This window comes from Longimicrobium terrae (assembly GCF_014202995.1).
GTDB lineage: Bacteria > Gemmatimonadota > Gemmatimonadetes > Longimicrobiales > Longimicrobiaceae > Longimicrobium > Longimicrobium terrae.
Map to the genome: position 1 here is coordinate 1 of NZ_JACHIA010000020.1, position 16,506 is coordinate 16,506.

The 16,506-nt window shown below is 70.4% G+C and carries 17 protein-coding genes; all 17 read right to left on the reverse strand.

Translation table 11 applies throughout. The annotated features are described in order from the left end of the window. Positions 1 to 152: 152 nt before the first annotated feature. Positions 153 to 662, reverse strand: a complete 510-nt coding sequence (secG, locus tag HNQ61_RS22540) for a preprotein translocase subunit SecG (protein ID WP_170039984.1) — start codon at positions 660 to 662, stop codon at positions 153 to 155. Positions 663 to 732: 70 nt separating this feature from the next. Next, on the reverse strand, positions 733 to 1,500 hold the full coding sequence (tpiA, locus tag HNQ61_RS22545; protein WP_205762214.1) for a triose-phosphate isomerase: 768 nt from the start codon (positions 1,498 to 1,500) through the stop codon (positions 733 to 735). After that, positions 1,497 to 2,708: a phosphoglycerate kinase gene (locus HNQ61_RS22550; RefSeq protein WP_170040511.1), complete on the reverse strand. Its 1,212-nt coding sequence runs from the start codon at positions 2,706 to 2,708 to the stop codon at positions 1,497 to 1,499. The genes tpiA and HNQ61_RS22550 overlap by 4 nt, the downstream gene beginning before the upstream one ends. Before the next feature lie 2 nt (positions 2,709 to 2,710). Next, entirely contained in the window at positions 2,711 to 3,718 is a 1,008-nt protein-coding gene (gene gap, locus HNQ61_RS22555) for a type I glyceraldehyde-3-phosphate dehydrogenase (RefSeq protein ID WP_170039986.1), read from the reverse strand. Between the two features lie 54 nt (positions 3,719 to 3,772). Continuing rightward, the gene (locus HNQ61_RS29710; RefSeq protein ID WP_170039988.1) at positions 3,773 to 4,540 is read right to left on the reverse strand and encodes a phosphoribosyltransferase family protein; all 768 of its coding nucleotides are present in this window, start codon (positions 4,538 to 4,540) and stop codon (positions 3,773 to 3,775) included. Between the two features lie 236 nt (positions 4,541 to 4,776). Next, on the reverse strand, positions 4,777 to 5,409 hold the full coding sequence (locus tag HNQ61_RS22565) for a hypothetical protein (protein WP_170039990.1): 633 nt from the start codon (positions 5,407 to 5,409) through the stop codon (positions 4,777 to 4,779). Between the two features lie 205 nt (positions 5,410 to 5,614). Next, the gene (locus HNQ61_RS22570; protein ID WP_205762216.1) at positions 5,615 to 6,433 is read right to left on the reverse strand and encodes a GNAT family N-acetyltransferase; all 819 of its coding nucleotides are present in this window, start codon (positions 6,431 to 6,433) and stop codon (positions 5,615 to 5,617) included. Between the two features lie 65 nt (positions 6,434 to 6,498). Then, positions 6,499 to 6,897: a hypothetical protein gene (locus HNQ61_RS22575; RefSeq protein WP_170039992.1), complete on the reverse strand. Its 399-nt coding sequence runs from the start codon at positions 6,895 to 6,897 to the stop codon at positions 6,499 to 6,501. Positions 6,898 to 7,064: 167 nt separating this feature from the next. Next, positions 7,065 to 7,904, reverse strand: a complete 840-nt coding sequence (aroE, locus tag HNQ61_RS22580; RefSeq protein WP_170039994.1) for a shikimate dehydrogenase — start codon at positions 7,902 to 7,904, stop codon at positions 7,065 to 7,067. After that, positions 7,901 to 8,446, reverse strand: a complete 546-nt coding sequence (locus HNQ61_RS22585; protein WP_170039996.1) for a low molecular weight protein arginine phosphatase — start codon at positions 8,444 to 8,446, stop codon at positions 7,901 to 7,903. The genes aroE and HNQ61_RS22585 overlap by 4 nt, the downstream gene beginning before the upstream one ends. A 100-nt stretch (positions 8,447 to 8,546) precedes the next feature. After that, on the reverse strand, positions 8,547 to 9,242 hold the full coding sequence (gene ispD / locus HNQ61_RS22590; RefSeq protein ID WP_205762218.1) for a 2-C-methyl-D-erythritol 4-phosphate cytidylyltransferase: 696 nt from the start codon (positions 9,240 to 9,242) through the stop codon (positions 8,547 to 8,549). After that, positions 9,220 to 10,602: a DNA repair protein RadA gene (radA, locus tag HNQ61_RS22595; protein WP_170039998.1), complete on the reverse strand. Its 1,383-nt coding sequence runs from the start codon at positions 10,600 to 10,602 to the stop codon at positions 9,220 to 9,222. The genes ispD and radA overlap by 23 nt, the downstream gene beginning before the upstream one ends. Before the next feature lie 79 nt (positions 10,603 to 10,681). Next, positions 10,682 to 11,209: a hypothetical protein gene (locus HNQ61_RS22600; RefSeq protein WP_170040000.1), complete on the reverse strand. Its 528-nt coding sequence runs from the start codon at positions 11,207 to 11,209 to the stop codon at positions 10,682 to 10,684. Between the two features lie 14 nt (positions 11,210 to 11,223). Next, complete coding sequence (locus HNQ61_RS22605) at positions 11,224 to 13,914, reverse strand: replicative DNA helicase (RefSeq protein ID WP_205762220.1); 2,691 nt, start codon at positions 13,912 to 13,914, stop codon at positions 11,224 to 11,226. 79 nt (positions 13,915 to 13,993) lie between these two features. Further along, positions 13,994 to 14,983: a uracil-DNA glycosylase family protein gene (locus tag HNQ61_RS22610; RefSeq protein WP_205762222.1), complete on the reverse strand. Its 990-nt coding sequence runs from the start codon at positions 14,981 to 14,983 to the stop codon at positions 13,994 to 13,996. Continuing rightward, a complete protein-coding gene (gene coaBC, locus HNQ61_RS22615; RefSeq protein ID WP_170040002.1) occupies positions 14,980 to 16,218 on the reverse strand; it encodes a bifunctional phosphopantothenoylcysteine decarboxylase/phosphopantothenate--cysteine ligase CoaBC in 1,239 nt (412 codons plus the stop codon). The genes HNQ61_RS22610 and coaBC overlap by 4 nt, the downstream gene beginning before the upstream one ends. A gap of 14 nt (positions 16,219 to 16,232) precedes the next feature. After that, complete coding sequence (rpoZ, locus tag HNQ61_RS22620) at positions 16,233 to 16,475, reverse strand: DNA-directed RNA polymerase subunit omega (RefSeq protein ID WP_170040004.1); 243 nt, start codon at positions 16,473 to 16,475, stop codon at positions 16,233 to 16,235. Positions 16,476 to 16,506 lie beyond the last annotated feature (31 nt).

The window sequence follows — 16,506 nt, forward strand, 5'->3', positions numbered from 1 at the left end:
CGCGGCTCAGCACCTTGCCATTCGCTCGGGTCGCTATGACCAACTCCCCAGAGGACTTTCACCTCCAAGCTCCAGCCCATGCCGGGCACACAACGCAGAACGGCCCCCTTCCGGAAACCGGAAGGGGGCCGTTCACGCGACGAAAAGAACGATCAGGGCGTCGTCGCCGGAGCCGGAGCGGGCGCGGTGCCCGTCGCGGGAGCGGGCGTCGTACCGGTCGCCGACGCCGGTCCGGCCGGAGCCGTCACCGGAGCGGTTCCCGCCGCGGGAGCCGGAGCCGTACCCGTTACCGGAGCGGACGCCGCGCCGGGCGCGTTTCCGGTGGCCGGTGCGCCGAGCGGAGACTGCGCGCCCGGAAGCGCGGGAGCCGGAGCGGGCGTGGTGGTGCCGCCCTTCTGCAGTTCGCGCTGCAGGATGGACGACGCGCCCTGCGGCCGCGACGACAGCATGCTGAGTGTGAGCGCCAGGGCCAGAAAGAGGCCGCCGCACCACCAGCTCATCTTGGTGAGGAGCGTGGTGGCATGCCGTCCGCCCATCAGCGAATCGGTGCCCGCGCCACCGCCCATCGCGGCCAGCCCGCCGCCCTTCCCCGACTGCAGGAGCACCACGGGGATGAGGATCAGCGCGTCGAGGATCAGCAGGATCAGCAGAAACGTGAACACGGAAGGCCCGGAAGACTGGCGAAGAAATTCTGCGAGGAAACGACGAAAGTTAGACGGAACTCGCCCGGTGTCAACCCGCCGCCCGTACGATGGCGGCAAACCCGGCCGGGTCGAGGCTCGCGCCCCCCACCAGCACGCCGTCCACGCCGGGCTGCGACATCAGTTCCGCCGCGTTTTCGGGCTTGACGCTGCCGCCGTACAGAACCGGCACCTGCCCGGCCGCGCCGGCGCCGTACACCTCTTCCAGCGTGCGCCGGACGGCCGCGTGCATGGCGGCCGCGTCCGCGGGCGTCGCTGTTACGCCGGTGCCGATGGCCCACACCGGCTCGTACGCGATCACCAGCCGCGCCAGGTGCTCCACCGGCACCGCGGCCAGAACGGGCCCGAGCTGCTCGACGACGACGGCCTCGGCCCGGTCCGCGCGGCGCTCGTCGATGGTTTCGCCGACGCAGAGGACGGGATCCAGCCCGCCCTCCAGCACGGCGACGGTCTTTCTCACCGTTTCGTCGATCGTCTCGCCGAAGACGTGGCGGCGCTCGCTGTGGCCCACCAGCACGAGTTCCGCGCCGGCGTCCGCCGCCATGGAAACGGAAAGCTCGCCCGTAAAGGCGCCGCCCGCCTCCCAGTGCACATTCTGCACGCCCAGGCGCACGTCCGGCCGCCCCTGCACCGCCTCGCGCGCCGCGGCAAACGACACCGCGGGGGGAAAGAAGACGACGCTCCGGCCGTCCGCCGGCTCCACGAGGGGCAGGAAATCGGCGAAGAAGCGGGCCGCCTGCGACGGCCCGTGGTTCATCTTCCAGTTGCCGGCCAGGATGCGCGTGCGGGTCACCGTCACTCGGCCTCCGACAGGACCGACACGCCCGGAAGCTCGCGGCCCTCCAGGAACTCCAGCGAGGCGCCGCCGCCGGTGGAAACGTGCGACATGCGCGACTCCAGCCCCATGTCCGCCACCGCCGCGGCGGAGTCGCCCCCGCCGATGATGGTGGTGGCACCGCGGTCCGTGGCGTCAGCGACGGCCTCGGCCACCCCGCGCGTGCCGGCGGCGAACTCCGCGATCTCGAACACGCCCATCGGCCCGTTCCACAACACGGTTCCGGCGGTGCCGAGCACGCGGCGGAACTCCTCCACGGTGCGCGGCCCGATGTCGAGCACCGACTGGTCCGCCTGGATTTCCTCGCGCGCCACGACGGTGGTGGTCTGCCCCGCCTCGAGCCGGGGCGCCACGACGGCATCCACCGGAATCACCAGCTTGTCCCCGGCCTGCGCCAGGAGTTCGCGCGCCATCTCCACCCGGTCGTCTTCCACCAGCGAGGTGCCCGTGGCGAGCCCCATGGAGCGGAAGAAGGTGTTGGCCATCGCCCCGCCGATCAGCAGGTGATCGGTCTTGGGAAGCAGGCTGCGGATGACGTCGATTTTTCCGGAAATCTTGCTGCCACCCAGGATGGCGACGAACGGGCGCGCCGGGGACGCCAGCGCACGGCCCAGGTACTCCAGCTCGCGGTCCATCAGAAGCCCCGCCACCGCCGGCTTGCCCTGCCCGCGCATGATCGTCGCGATCCCCGCGGTGGAGGAGTGCGCCCGGTGCGCCGCCCCGAACGCGTCGTTGACGAACACGTCACCCAGCGCGGCCAGCTGCTCCGCGAGTGGTCCGTCGTTCTTTTCCTCGCCCGGGAGGAAGCGGGTGTTCTCCAGCAGAATCACCTCGCCCGGCTGCAGCATGGAGGCGGCACCGTGGGCCTCGCGGCCCACGGTGTCTTCCACGAAGCGGACGGAGTGCCCTTCCAGCAGTTCGGCCAGGCGGGCCGCCACCGGGCGCAGCGACATCTCCGGCACCGGCTTCCCCTTGGGGCGGCCGAAATGCGCCAGCAGCACCAGCGACGCGCCGCGCTGCAGCAGCGCGTTCAGCGTGGGGAGCGTGCTGGTGATGCGGGTGTCGTCGGTGATCCGCCCATCCTCGATGGGAACGTTGTAATCGACCCGCACGACGACGCGGCGGCCCCGCAGCTCGTCGTCGCGCAGGTCGGCGATGGTGCGCTTGCGCACGCTCACAGGCGCTCGCCCATGTAGCGGGCCAGGTCCACGCAGCGGTTGCTGTAGCCCCACTCGTTGTCGTACCAGGTCACCACCTTGACCAGGCCGGCGGTGACGCTGGTGCACGGCGCGTCGATGATGGACGACGCCGGGTTGCCGATGAAGTCCACGGAAACCAGCTCCTGCTCCTCGTACGCCAGCACGCCCTTCATGCGGCCCTCGGCGGCGGCGCGGAGCGCGTCGTTCACTTCCTGCGCGGTGACGTCGCGGCCCAGCTCGGCCGTAAGGTCCACCACCGAAACGTCCGGGGTGGGAACGCGCACCGAGATGCCGTCGATGAGCCCCTTGACCTCGGGAAGCACCAGGCTGGTGGCCTTGGCGGCGCCCGTGGTGGTGGGGATCATGGAGAGCGCGGCGGCGCGGGCCCGGCGCAGGTCCTTGTGCGGCAGGTCCAGGATGTTCTGGTCGTTGGTGTAGGAGTGGATGGTGGTCATCACTCCGCGCTTGAACCCGAACTCGTCCAGCAGCACCTTGACCACGGGCGCCAGGCAGTTGGTGGTGCAGCTGGCGTTGCTGACCACGTGGTGATTGGCCGGGTCGTACTTGTCCTCGTTGACGCCCAGGACGATGGTGACGTCCTCGTTCTTGGCGGGTGCGGAGATGATGACCTTCTTGGCCCCGGCCTGCAGGTGCTTGGCGGCGTCTTCGCGGTTGGTGAAGCGGCCGGTGGACTCGATGACGATGTCCACGCCCAAGTCGCCCCAGGGGAGCGCGGCGGGATCCTTTTCGGCGAACACCCGGATCTCGTCGCCATCCACCAGCAGCGACTGTTCGCGCGCTTCCACCGTGCCGGGGTAGGCGCCGTGAACCGAGTCGTAGCGCAGCAGGTGCGCGAGCGTCTTCGTGTCGGTGAGGTCGTTGACGGCCACGAAGTCGATATCGGTGGCCCCCGCCTTCTTGGCCGCGCGAAGGACGTTACGGCCGATGCGGCCGAAGCCGTTGATGGCGACGCGAATGGGCATTGTTCCGCTCGTGAGGATCGGTGAAAAGGCATGGAGCGCCGGGCCGCGCGGGCCTCAGCGCTCCAGTTCCGGAATGACGCGCGCAAAGGTCGCGACACTCACCACGCGCGCCCCGGCCTCCAGCAGCGCCTGGGAGCAGGCCAGCGCGGTGGCGCCCGTGGTCCATACGTCGTCCACCAGGATCACGTGCTCGCCGCGCAGCTCCCCGGCACCCGCGGCGGGGGCGGTAAAAGCGCGCGCTACGTTAGCCTTGCGTTCGCCCGGATGCAAGGCCGTTTGGGTGGCGGAGGCGCGCGTGCGCACGAGCAGACCGGGCGCGGAGGCGCGCCCCGTTCGCCGCGCGAAACCATCCGCGAGCAGGACGGCCTGGTTGTAGCCGCGCTCCCGCAGCCGGGAGCGGCTGGTGGGAACGGCGACCACGAGCCGCGCCTCGTCGTCCACGTCGCGCGGCCAGGTCATGGCGGCCATGCGCGCCGACATGGGCTCCGCGGCGGCGCGCCATCCCCCGTACTTCAGGGCGTGCACCAGCGCACGCGGCTCCGTCCCCATGACGAACGCGGACCGGATGGAGCGCACGGCGGCGGGCCATTCGCCGCACGTGCGGCACTTGGGACGCGGGTCTTCCCGCGCGGGAACGGGCCCCCAGCACCGGTCGCAGCGCGGCGCGGGAAGCGGGCGGCAGCGCGTCCAGCACACGCGGCAGACGATGCGTTCGGGCTCCGTCGTGGAAACCGGCTCCCGGCAGGCCACGCAGATGGGGGCGAACACCAGGTCCAGCGCGCCGGTCCACGCACCGGAAATCAGATCGCGGATGACGTTCACGGAACAGCTTTCCGGGTCCGGGGTGGACAGCCTGAACGCCGGAAAGAAAGCCGATCCGCCGGATGTCCGGAAGCGCCGCCCGCAAACTGGTCCGCGATGTGGCGCAGACGGCGCGCACGCCGCGACGCACATCCTCCAGAAAGCGAGACGGGCCGCCGCGAATCTCGCGGCGGCCCGTCGTCATGCACTCCTGCTTCGATTCGGCGAATCATCCGGAACCCGCCATCCGCCGCAAATCAATCGTCGGTGATCAGGCGCTGCTGCAGGAGAAGCGCGGTCGCGGCGGCGGCGAGCAGCGCGCGGTCATCAGCCGGAAGCGCCGGGCTCATGCGGACGCTGCCGGGATGGGTGCGATCCACCACCGCCACGGGCACGCCGTCGCGACTCAGAAGGTAGCCCAGCGGCCATCCCGTCTCGTCGTCGCCGGGATACGCCTCGCCCGTGATCTCGTAGCGCACATCGGCGCGATGGATGGTGCCGCCGGGCATGCTTCCGTTGCGCCCGGACAGCTGCAGCTTCCACTGGCCCGCCGAGTCCGCGCCGGGGCGCAGGTCGCAATCCAGCGACATCCCCGACCCCAGTTCCACGTCCACGCTGCCGAGGGTCACGCCGCGCTCGCGATCACGGCCGTCGCATCGCGCAGTCCATCGTACGGCATGCAGCGTATCGCGGATGACGAACGAAAATTCCTGCTGGAACTCACGCTTGCCGCCCACGATGTCCAGAACGCCGCCGCGCTGCCGGGTGTCGCGGAGGTTCACGGTATCGGCGGAAAACGGACCCCACTGTACGCGGAGCGGATGGAGCAGCCCCCGGCGCGTGTGCACCCGCCAAGCGGGCGCGTCCGCCAGCTCCGCGGGAACAGGCATGAGATCCGGCTGAATGGCCGCGCATGCCGGGAGCGCGGTGAGCGCGAGAACCATCGCGGAGCGGATCAGAGGGATGGCGCGAGGCATGTGGGCCTGGTCGGGACGTGGCGTAATCCGATGATCACGATGTCATCAGAGCTTCGACACGAACGATGAGCGGAATCCACGCTTCGCGACACCGGACGAATGACCTACGCGGAGCCGGTCAGCCCTGGGGTGCGGACGTCTGCCCCTGCCACTTGATCCGCGTGTAGGCGATGCGGAATCCCTCGCGCTCAGCGTTGCGCTGCGACGCGCTCCCCGGGTGCGCGCCCATCATGGCCAGCGGGCATCCGGATTCCGCCGCGAAGCGGAGGCGAGCCTGCAGCAGCGCGTGCTGGGCGCCTCGCCTGCGCATGGCGGGAACCGTGCTGGCGCCAGCCAGCAGCGCGACCCCGTCCGCCAGGATCAGCGCACCCGCGGCGGCGGGCTGTCCATCCACCTCCGCCAGAAAGCACTCTGTTCCCGCCGCGGGCGCGCTCACCCGCCCGAAGCTCTGGATGAACTCGGCGATCCCCTCACCCTCGCTGCTCCACCCCTGTGCCGAGACCCGCGCCCACTCATCCGCTTCTTCCACGGCGATGCGGCGGACGTGCACTCCGGCCGGGATGTCCGCGGAGCGATCCGGGAGCCGTGACGGGCGGAAAAGGATGCTGGTGAACTCGATCGGCCGGTACCCGCGGCCGTTCAACTGCTCCAGCAGGCCGGGATCGGCGAGCGGGCTGACCTCGTGGAACACCTCCGCGCCGCGCTCAGCGAAGAACGCCTCCAGCCGGCGGAAATCGTCTTCGCTCACCGGGCCTGACATCCCCAGCCCGAAGGTCTGCGTCAGCGGCGAGCCTACGCCGTCGAACATCGCCCAAGTGCCGGCGACGTCGATCCACGCGGCACCGCTCTCCGGCTGCAGGCGGGCGCGGGCATCGACAAACCCCGCGTTCGCCCGCGCCTCCGCCCGTTCCAGCCGCGCGGAAAGGTCAGCATCCACCAACGGAAAGGCGGCGGATGCCGGTGTCGTGATCTGCACAGTGCTGACGGAATGCGTGATGGTGATTACCGCTGGGCTGTCGTCCCGGCGGAAGTGGCGTCTTCGATGATCAGGGCCGAAATGCGGGCCATCGGCGGGCACGAGCGCGTCTGCGGGCCCGTCACGTATGCCGCCACGGTCGCGCCCGTCTGCACGTCCACCGCGCGTGCGGCCGTCACACCGCCGCCGGAGGAGCGGCGCAGGTACTGTGTGGCGGAATTGGCGGTGCCGTTCAATCCGCACCCGCCGCCGTTGTCGCGCACCATGATGTTCAGCCCACGATCGGTCATGCGGACGGATTCCACGGTACCGCGCACGTACGGCTCACCCGCGGGGACCGCGACAGGAGCGGACGGCGTGCACGCGGTGCCGGCCAGAACCAACGCGACGGCGGCGGGAAAGCGGGCAAGAAGCGAGTTCGTCATCGGCTTCAAATGGATCGGGTGAACTGCCTGTCGTGCCCGCGCCCGAAAATGGGCGCGGGTCAGCGTTGCGGCATCGGTCATTAGACCCGGATCGCCGCAAAATGTTTTCGGCCATCCACATCGGACCCATGCGGAGATGCGGGGCGTGGAGATGCCGAGGGGGAGACTTACGAGGCGGGAAGAGAGAGGGCGGCGCGCATTTCATCCAGCGGCGCATCCATCTGAAACCAGCGGCGAAAGGCGGCCGCGCCCTGGCGGACCAGCATCTCGCTTCCGTCCGCGGCCGGGACGCCGTGCGCCCGCATCTCGCGCGTCCACGCGGTTTCCCCCGGCGCGTAGACCATGTCCAGCGCCGCACCGATCCACCCCTCCGCCTCCGCGGGGTCCAGCGCCGGCGCGTCTCCGGCCTTGAGCCCCAGCGACGTGCTGTTGATGGCCAGATCGAAGCGGTCGCCACGCAGTTCCTGTGCGGAGGCGGCCACGTCGATCCGCAGCCCGGGGGCGCGGAACCGGTCCGCCAGCGCACGCGCGCGATCCAGCGTGCGGTTGGCGATGGCGATGCGCGACACGCCCGCGTCTGCCAGCGCGCACACCGCCGCGCTCGCCGCGCCGCCGGCCCCCAGCAGGAGCACGGACGCGCCCGCCGGCTCGCCGCCCAGGAGCGACTGCACCGCGCCGCGCGCGCCGTCCACGTCGGTGTTGTCGCCGTGCACGCGCCCGTCCACCGCCCAGTAGCAGTTGCAGGCGCCGGTGCGGGTGACGGCGGGAGAGGGGAGGTCCACCGCGGACGCGGCCACCGCCTTGTGGGGAACGGTGACGTTGCCGCCGCCGCCCGCCAGCGCGATTCCGCGCATGAGCCCGGCGACCTGCGCCGGGGCGCAGCGGAGCGCCACGTACACGGCATCCAGCCCCAGGTGGCGGAACGCGGCGTTCTGAAAGACGGGAGAAAGCGAGTGGGCGACGGGGTCGCCCAGGATCGCGAAGAGGCGGGTGGCGGCGGTGGTCACGGATGCAGAATGGGCGCGAGCCGGTCCAGCACCTGGTCGATCAGCGCGCTCAATTCGTCAAACGTCTGCTGGTACAGCTCTTCCGGGCCGCCGTACGGATCCGGAACGGCGTGCCCCAGCCCCTCGCCGCCCGCAGCGAAGTCGCCCAGCGTGGCGGCCTTTTCCCCCGCGCCTACGCGGTCCACCACCACCAGGTGCGACGGGCTCATCGCCAGGATCAGGTCCGCCCACTCGGCCAGCCCGGGGGTCAGCGGCTGGCTGCGGTGGCCGGAAAGGTCAATCCCGGCGCGGGCGGCCACGGTCACCCCCTCGGGAGAGGCGGCCCCGCCCGGCGCGGCGGACACGCCCGCGGACTGCACGCGCACATGCCGCCATCCGCGCGCGGCCACGGCCTGGCGGGCGATGCCCTCCGCCAGCGGCGAGCGGCAGGTGTTGCCGGTGCAGAGAAACAGGAGATTGAACGTGGTGGTCCGCGGCGTGGACCTCGTGGCCTGTTCGGACATCTCCGGTCCCGGGTTGCGGGCGGGGGTCAGGTCTGACATGGGCTCCGGTGTGGCTGTCGCCCGGTTCGTGGTGCACCGGCAAGGCGAGCGGCGCAATCTACAGACTGCGCCGCCGATCGTCCAACCAGTACGCAAGCCGTCAGCCGCGGTCCAGTTCCGCCGCGATCGCCTCCGCCACCGCCACGTCCTCCGGGCGCGTCACCTTCAGATTTCGCGGCGAGCCCATGACCACCCGCACCGGCCCGGCGTAGCGCTCGAACAGCGCCGCGTCGTCCGTGGCGGCGAATCCGTCCGCCGCGGCACGATCATAGGCGTGGAGGATGGCGGCGCACGGAAAGCCCTGCGGCGTCTGCGCCTGCCAGAGCCGCGCGCGGTCCGGCGTGCCGGTGATGGCGCCGGATTCATCCACCTGCTTGATGGTATCCGTCACCGGCACCGCCGCGATCGCGCCGCCCTCCGCCTCCAGCACGCGGTCGATGGTGTCGCGGTCGATGAACGGGCGCGCACCGTCGTGGATCAGCACCCGGTCACAATCCGCCACGAGCGCGAGTCCCGCGCGGACGGAATCGCCCCGCTCCGCCCCGCCCGCGGCGAGGACGATTCCCATCCCCTGCAGCCACGCCGGAGGCGGTTCCACGTCTTCCGCGGGGAGCACGACGACGACGCGTTCGATGCGCGGATGGCGGAGAAAAGGAAGGATGGCGCGCAGCAGCACCGGCTGCCCGCCGATGGACAGGTATTGCTTGCGCACCGGCCCGCCGAAGCGACGGCCGCTGCCGCCGGCGACGATGACGGCGGCAACGCGGGGGATGTCAGGCGAAGATGTGGTCGACAAGGGCGCGGATGTCTTCGGCGGGGACGGCGCGGATGCCGGCGGGAACGCTCTGCGGCACGGCGCGGGGAGACAGGTAGGCGGTGCGGAAGCCCATTCGCGCGGCTTCGGCCAGGCGGCGCTCCATCTGACTCACCGCGCGCACCTCGCCGCCCAGTCCCAGTTCGCCGATGATGACGACGTCGGCCGGCACGGCGCGGTCGAACACGCTGGAGGCGAGCGCCACGGCGACAGCGGCGTCCCCCGCGGTTTCCGCCAGCCGCAGCCCGCCCACGACGTTCAGGAACACGTCCAGCTGGCCGAAGGGAAGGCCGGCTCGCTTTTCCAGCACGGCGAGAAGGAGGGCGAGCCGCTTGGGATCCATCCCCGAACTGACGCGCTGCGGGGCACCATACGCGGCCTTTGCCGCCAGCGCCTGCACTTCTACCAGGAGCGGGCGCGTACCCTCCATCGTCGCCACCACGGCGGAGCCGGGGACCGCGTCGGAGCGCTCGCCCAGGAACAGTTCGCTGGGATTGGCGACCGGGGCCAGCCCGCCCGCCGTCATCCGGAAGACACCGATCTCGTCCACGCCGCCGAAGCGGTTCTTGGTGGCGCGCAGAACGCGGTGGTCCAGCCCGCCCGCGGCCTCGAAGTAGAGCACCGTATCCACGATGTGCTCCAGCGTCTTGGGACCCGCGATGCCGCCGCCCTTGGTGACGTGGCCCACCAGGAACACGGCCGTTCCCGTCTGCTTGGCAAAGCGCTGGAGACGCGCGGCGCACTCGCGCACCTGGCCCACGTTGCCCGGCGCGCCTTCCAGTTCCGGCGTGTAGACGGTCTGGATGGAGTCCACCAGCAGCACTCGCGGGTTCACTTCCGCCGCGCGCAGGAGGAGAGTATCCAGTTCCGTTTCCGCCAGCAGCGTCACGGCGCCGGCGGGCTCGTCCATGCGGTCGGCGCGCAGCTTTACCTGATGCGCGGATTCTTCGCCGGAGACGTACAGCGTGCTGCGGCCGGAGCCTTCCAGCCGCGCGGCCACCTGCAGCAGAATCGTCGATTTGCCGATTCCGGGCTCGCCGCCCACCAGCACCACCGAGCCGGGGACGATGCCGCCGCCCAGGACGAAGTCGAACTCGGCCAGCCCCGTGGGCCAGCGCTGTCCCTCCGCGCCCTGCACGTCGCGCAGCCGCACGGGCGCGGGCGAGTTTGAGGCGGCCAGACGCAGGGACGATATCGACGACGCGGACGCCTTGGCCCGGCGCGGCGCGGCGGGCTCTTCCACCAGCGAATTCCACTCGCGGCAGGCGGGGCACTGGCCCTGCCACTTGGGCGTCTCGTTGCCGCATTCGCGGCAGAAGAACGCAGTCTTTGTCTTGGCCATTCGCCCTGTCTGCTCCGGAAACGGGTCCGGAGATCCGTACACCACGGACACCGAATCGTGCGCTGCTCGCCCGTCGCGATCAGCGGATGAACGGAATGGAATCACACAGAGTCAACGGAGTCAACAGAGAAGACCTCCGTTGACTCTGTTGACTCTGTGTGAACCCTGTCTTTTCCAGACTGGCCCGCGCTCGGCACTCCGGCGGACCGTCCCCGGCCAGAGGAGATTCAAAGTCCGGGGTCAGGCGGAATGGAAGGTGGATCAGCCAGTGCGCGGACACGAACCGTTCGAGCAGGTCGAACGCCGCCCGGGCATCCCCCTCCGCGTGCCGCACCCACGTCGGCGGCCGGCCGGGCATGGAGTGATGCGCGAAACGGATGCGCTCTCCCTCCAGATCGATCCGCAGCACGTCGTGATCGGGATCCCACTCGGCGACGTTCGCGATCAGGAGCGCGTGCATCGACGCCGACGCGAAGAGCCGCCCCTCGTACCGCGCCGCGATGAGCCGGACGAGGGCGGCCATCTCGGCGAAGTGGTGCGGGCCGGGGCGGATGGCGAGGAACAGCGCCTCCACCTCCGCCCACGGCCGCGCCTGGATGCGGTACATCCCGGCCGCCCAGCTCAGTACTCCGGCGGACCGTCCGAGCGGCCGGAGTAGCTTTCGAAGCGGGTGAACTCCTTGAGGAACATCAGGTTCACGGTGCCGGTGGCGCCGTTTCGCTGCTTGCCGATGATGAGCTCGGCGCGCCCCTCCAGGCTGTTCCCCTCCTTGTCCGTGGGCCCGAAGTAATACTCCGGGCGGAAAAGGAACATGATGACGTCCGCGTCCTGTTCGATGGCGCCGGAGTTGTGGCTCACGATGCCGTCGGCCAACCAGCACGACGGGCCGGGAACGGTGAGGTCGAACACTTCTTCCTCGCCTTCGGGCACCACGCTCACAACACGGTCCCAGAACAGGTCGCTCTCCGCCCAGGCGTGCAGTTGCTCGTCATCCAGCAACGTCGCGTATTCCGCCACAACCGCGCGGGACGGGGCGAAGCGGAAATGCGACGTGCCGCCGTACGACGTGCCCCGCGCGGAAGCCATCGCGCGCTGCGACATCCCCCGCTCCGCCATTCGCTCCTTCACCCGGCCGAACACCTCCCGCGGGAGCGTGTCGACATTGGTGTTTTCCTCCGTGGCCGCCAGCCGCTCCGCGAGGCGAGCCACCGGTTCCGCCCGCGGCCCGAATCCGCCGACAGTCTCCAGAAACCGTCGCTGATCAACGGCGCCGGAGACATAGACGTTGTACATCGGGCGCCCACTCGGCTGCGCGACTTCGCGAATCCGCCCCACGATTCCCAGGCGCAGCAGCAGCGCGGCCACGTCATCAGCAAGCAGTCGGCTGCACGTGGCAAAGAACACGCTGGACGATCCGCGCGCGCCGGACGTGCGGACGTGCACGCTTCCATCCGTCGCCCACAGATGTCGGAGAAGGAGCGCGACCTGCCGGCTGCTGAAGCGGAACACGTCCGCAGGCAGGTACTTCTGGTGAGACCGATGGTTGAAGATCCCCAGTTCGCGCAACCAGCGGTTCACCCCCGCCGGATGCCAGCGGTTTCCGTTGCCGCTGATGACGAGCTGGTGCCAGTTGCCGCGCCCGGCATGCCGGTTGACCGTCGCGCCGAACTCCGCCTCCGCCGCGCGAGCCACGTACGCGCTGTTCTCCTCCGACGCGGTGGTATAGCGGAGCGGCTGGCCGCTCAGGTAACTGCCGTCGCCTACCAGATGGCCCAGCAGACCCACGCGCGAGTCCGGCCACACAACCGGGTCCGAAGGCTCCGGAAGCTGACGGGCGAGCGCGAGGCGGTCGCCGGAGGCGAGGTCGCGCACATGCACCCATCCGGCCGGTCCGCGCAGACGGTGCTCCGCCGTGGCGCGGATGCGCCGGCCGCTGGCGAGCTGGACCGTGAACACCGGCTTGGGGCCCTTGCTCCACACCAGGTCCGTCGCGGCGCGGTGCAGCTTTCCATCTTCCGACACCGCGATCACTTCCGGCGTCGTCCCCACCAGGTCGCGGATGGGGACGCGGCGCCCGTCCGCCAGCACCACGCGCGTGTCGCCCGTGACGCATTCTCGAAGGTCGCTCATCATGGGGCGCTTGTCGGGGCGCGACTCCACGGCGCGGGACAGCTGCGAAAGCGCCACCACGGGAACGTCGAGTTCCTTCGCGAGCGCCTTGAGCCCGCGGGAAATCTCCGACACTTCCTGCTGGCGGTTTTCGGTCTTGTTGCCCTTGCCGCCCACCATCAGTTGCAGGTAGTCGACGATGATCATCGACAGGTCTGGGCGGTCCGCCTTGAGCCGCCGGGCCTTGGCGCGCATTTCCAGCACCGAGATGCCGGCCGTGTCGTCGATGTAGATGGGCGCGGTGTTCAGGTGCCCCGCCGCGGTGGCCAGGCGCGCGTACTCGTCGTCGCCCAGGCGGCCGCGGCGCAGACGGCCGGCGTCCACGCGGGCCTCGGCGCAGAGCACGCGCTGCACCAGCGACTCCTTGCTCATTTCCAGCGAAAAGAACGCGACCGCCTTCTGGGCCGAAATCGCCGCGTGCTGCGCGATATTAAGCGTGAACGCCGTTTTTCCCATTGACGGCCTGGCCGCGACGATGATGAGGTCGCTGGGCTGAAAGCCGGCGGTCATCTCGTCCAGGTCGGCGAAGCCGGTGGGAATGCCGGTGACGGACGAGTTGTTGTTCTGCAGCGCCTCGATCTTTTCAAACGTGGGCCACAGGATCTCCTTGATCCAGACGAAGCCCTTGCGGTCGTTGGTCTGCGCGACCTCAAAGATCTTCTGCTCCGCCTGGTCCAGCAGGGTGTCGACCTCGCCGGGATTGTCGTACGTGTCCTGAATGATGGTGGTGGCCGCCTCGATCAGGCGGCGCAGCAGCGCCTTTTCGCGAACGATGCGGGCGTGGTACTCGATGTTGGCCGCCGTGGGCACCGCGTCCATCGCCGAGGCGATGAACTGCAGGCCGCCCACCGACTCCAGGTCGCCGTGGTTGCGCAGGTCCTCCGCCAGCGTCAGCGCATCCACCACGTCGCCGCGCTCAAAGATCCGCTGCATCGCCCGGAAGGCGCGGCGGTTTCCCTCGCGGTAGAACATGGTGTCGTCGACCTGCTCGATGGCCTTGGTGAGCGCATCGGCGTCGATCAGCATGCCGCCCAGGACCGCCAGTTCCGCCTCGGCGGAATACGGGGGCGAGCGGTCCGCGAACGCCGACGGCATCGCCGAAGGCGGCGCGACCTTGGGGACGTACGGGAGGATGGTGGACATGGCTCCTGGTACTGCTGAAGAGCGAATCGTCTTGCAATCCGCGCGGGGCGGAATTGTATGAGCTTTTGAGCGACGCGGATCAGGCCGCGTCCAGCAGAGCGCGCGCGCGCTGAAGGTCTTCCCAGACGGCGCGCACCCAGGCCGGGCTGCGCAGGCAGGCGGCCGGGTGGTAGGTGGGAACGAGCGGAATGCCGCGGTACTGGTGCGCGCCGCCCCGCATGCGGCCCATGGGCGTGTCGATGCCCAGCAGCGTCTGCGCGGCGAAGTTGCCGAACGCCAGAATCACCCGCGGCTGCACCAGTTCCACCTGGCGCAGCAGGTAGGGGCTGCAGGCGTCCACCTCTTCCGGCTTGGGATTCCGGTTGGCCGGCGGGCGGCACTTGAGCACGTTGCAGATGTACACCTGCTCGCGTGAAAAGCCGGACGAAAGCAGCAGCAGATCCAGCAGCTGCCCCGCCTTGCCCACGAACGGCCGCCCGGTGCGGTCTTCCTCCTGCCCCGGCGCCTCGCCCACGACGAGCACGTCCGCGTCTTCCCTGCCCTCGCCGAACACCACGTGCTTGCGCGTCTTGGCCAGCTCGCAGCGCGGGCACCCCAGCGCCAGGTCGCGCACCTCGCTCAGCACGGGGAGCGCGCGAATCTCCTCCGCGGAGGCGTAGCGGGCAGGCGCGCGGGGCGCAGGCGGATGCGGCGTGCTCCCCGGCACCGGCGCACCCTCCCGCCGGTGCGTCTCCACCACGCCCGGCACCGGCGGCGCGTTCCTGTCGATGACCGGCGTATCCGTCGACCCGGTAGATACGGTCGATGTAGGCGATGCGGCCGATCGGGCCGGGGACGCCGGCCTCGGACGCTCCGCCATCGGCTCCGCCCGCGTGCCCGGCCGCTCCGACGCGGATCGACCCGGCTGCATGGCCGCCCGCGCTGCCTCCATCCCCATCCGCTGCGGGATGACGGGGGAGAGCAGTTCGCGCAGCTGATCGGGGGAGAGCGCCTCCAGGATCAGTTCCTCATCACCCAGTTCCCGCCGCTGCCGGAACCACGAGCGGAGCAGATCGCGCGGATCGTTCACGCGCCGGGCTCCGCCGTGAGGATCGATTCCACACGGTCCAGAATGCGGTCTGCAACCTCCGCCTTGCTCATCAGCGGCAGCGCCTCATCCGGCAGATCGGGCTGAAGCAGGACGACGCGGTTGGTTTCCACCTCGAAGCCGGCGCCCGGCTCCGTCGCATCGTTCACCACGAGCAGGTCCAGCCCCTTGCCGTGCAGCTTGCGGCGCCCGTTCTCCACCACGTCCGCCGTTTCCAGCGCGAAGCCCACGACCACGCACCCCGCCGGGCGCACGTCGCGCGTGGCGCGCAGCACGTCCGCCGTGGGCTCCAGAACGATCTGGGGAACGCCGCCCGCTTCCTTCTTGATCTTGTCCGTCGCGGCGTTGGCCGGGCGGAAGTCCGCGACCGCGGCGGACATCACCAGCGTGTCGGCGGCGGGCAGCGCCTCGGCGACGGCGGCGCGCATCTGCTCCGCCGTCTCTACGCGGCGCAGTTCCACGCCTTCCGGGACGGGAAGATGCGACGGCCCGGCGATGAGAATCGTCTGCGCGCCGCGCCGCCACGCCGCGGCGGCGATCTCGTACCCCATGCGCCCCGACGAGCGGTTGCCGATGAAGCGCACCGGGTCGATCGGCTCGCGCGTGGGCCCGGCGGTGACGACGACCACGCGGCCCGCCAGCGCGCCGCGGCCTTCCAGCGCGCGCCCCGCGTGGGCCACGATCTGCTCCGGCTCCAGCATGCGCCCCGGTCCTTCGCCCTCGCCCCAGGCGAGAGGGCCCACGGCGGGACCGGCGACCCGATACCCGTATTCCGCCAGCCGCGCAAGGTTGCCCTGCGTGGCGGGGTGGGCGTACATGCGGTCGTTCATCGCCGGAACGAGGACGACGGGCGCCGCCGTCGCAAGCAGCGCGGCGGTCATCAGGTCGTCGGCCATGCCGGCGGCCGCCCGCGCCAGAAAGTTGGCGGTGGCGGGCGCAATGATCACCAGGTCCGCGTCGCGGGCCAGGCGGATGTGCAGGAGCGGATCGCCCTGGGGATACAGCGACGAGTACGCCGGGCGCCCCGTGAGCGCCTCGAACGAAAGAGGGCGCACGAATTCGAGCGCCCCCGCGGAAAGCACCACGTCCACCTCCGCACCCGCGAGCGTGAGCTCGCGGGCCACGGTGATGGCCTTGTACGCGGCGATTCCGCCGGTGACGCCCAGGACGACGCGGCGCCCCGTGAAGGGGCGCCGAGAAGAACGCGGTCCGGGCACGCCGGTGAGCGGGTTTAGAGTTCGTCCGGACGGCGGCGATGGATCAGGTGGTACGCCGCCTTGCCGTCGCGCACCTGCTCGATGGCGATCGTGGTCAGCTTCTCGCGGACCTCGTCCGGATTGCCCAGCGTGGGGTCTTCGAGCAGCTCGTTGCGGCGCAGCTCGTTCAGGTTGCGCGCCATCTTGGCCGCCACCAGGACGCCCAGGTACTTGCTTCCGGTATGACGGGCCGCCTGGCCCGGAGTCACCACTCGCATATCAATCCCGCTTCCTCAGATGTGATCCCGC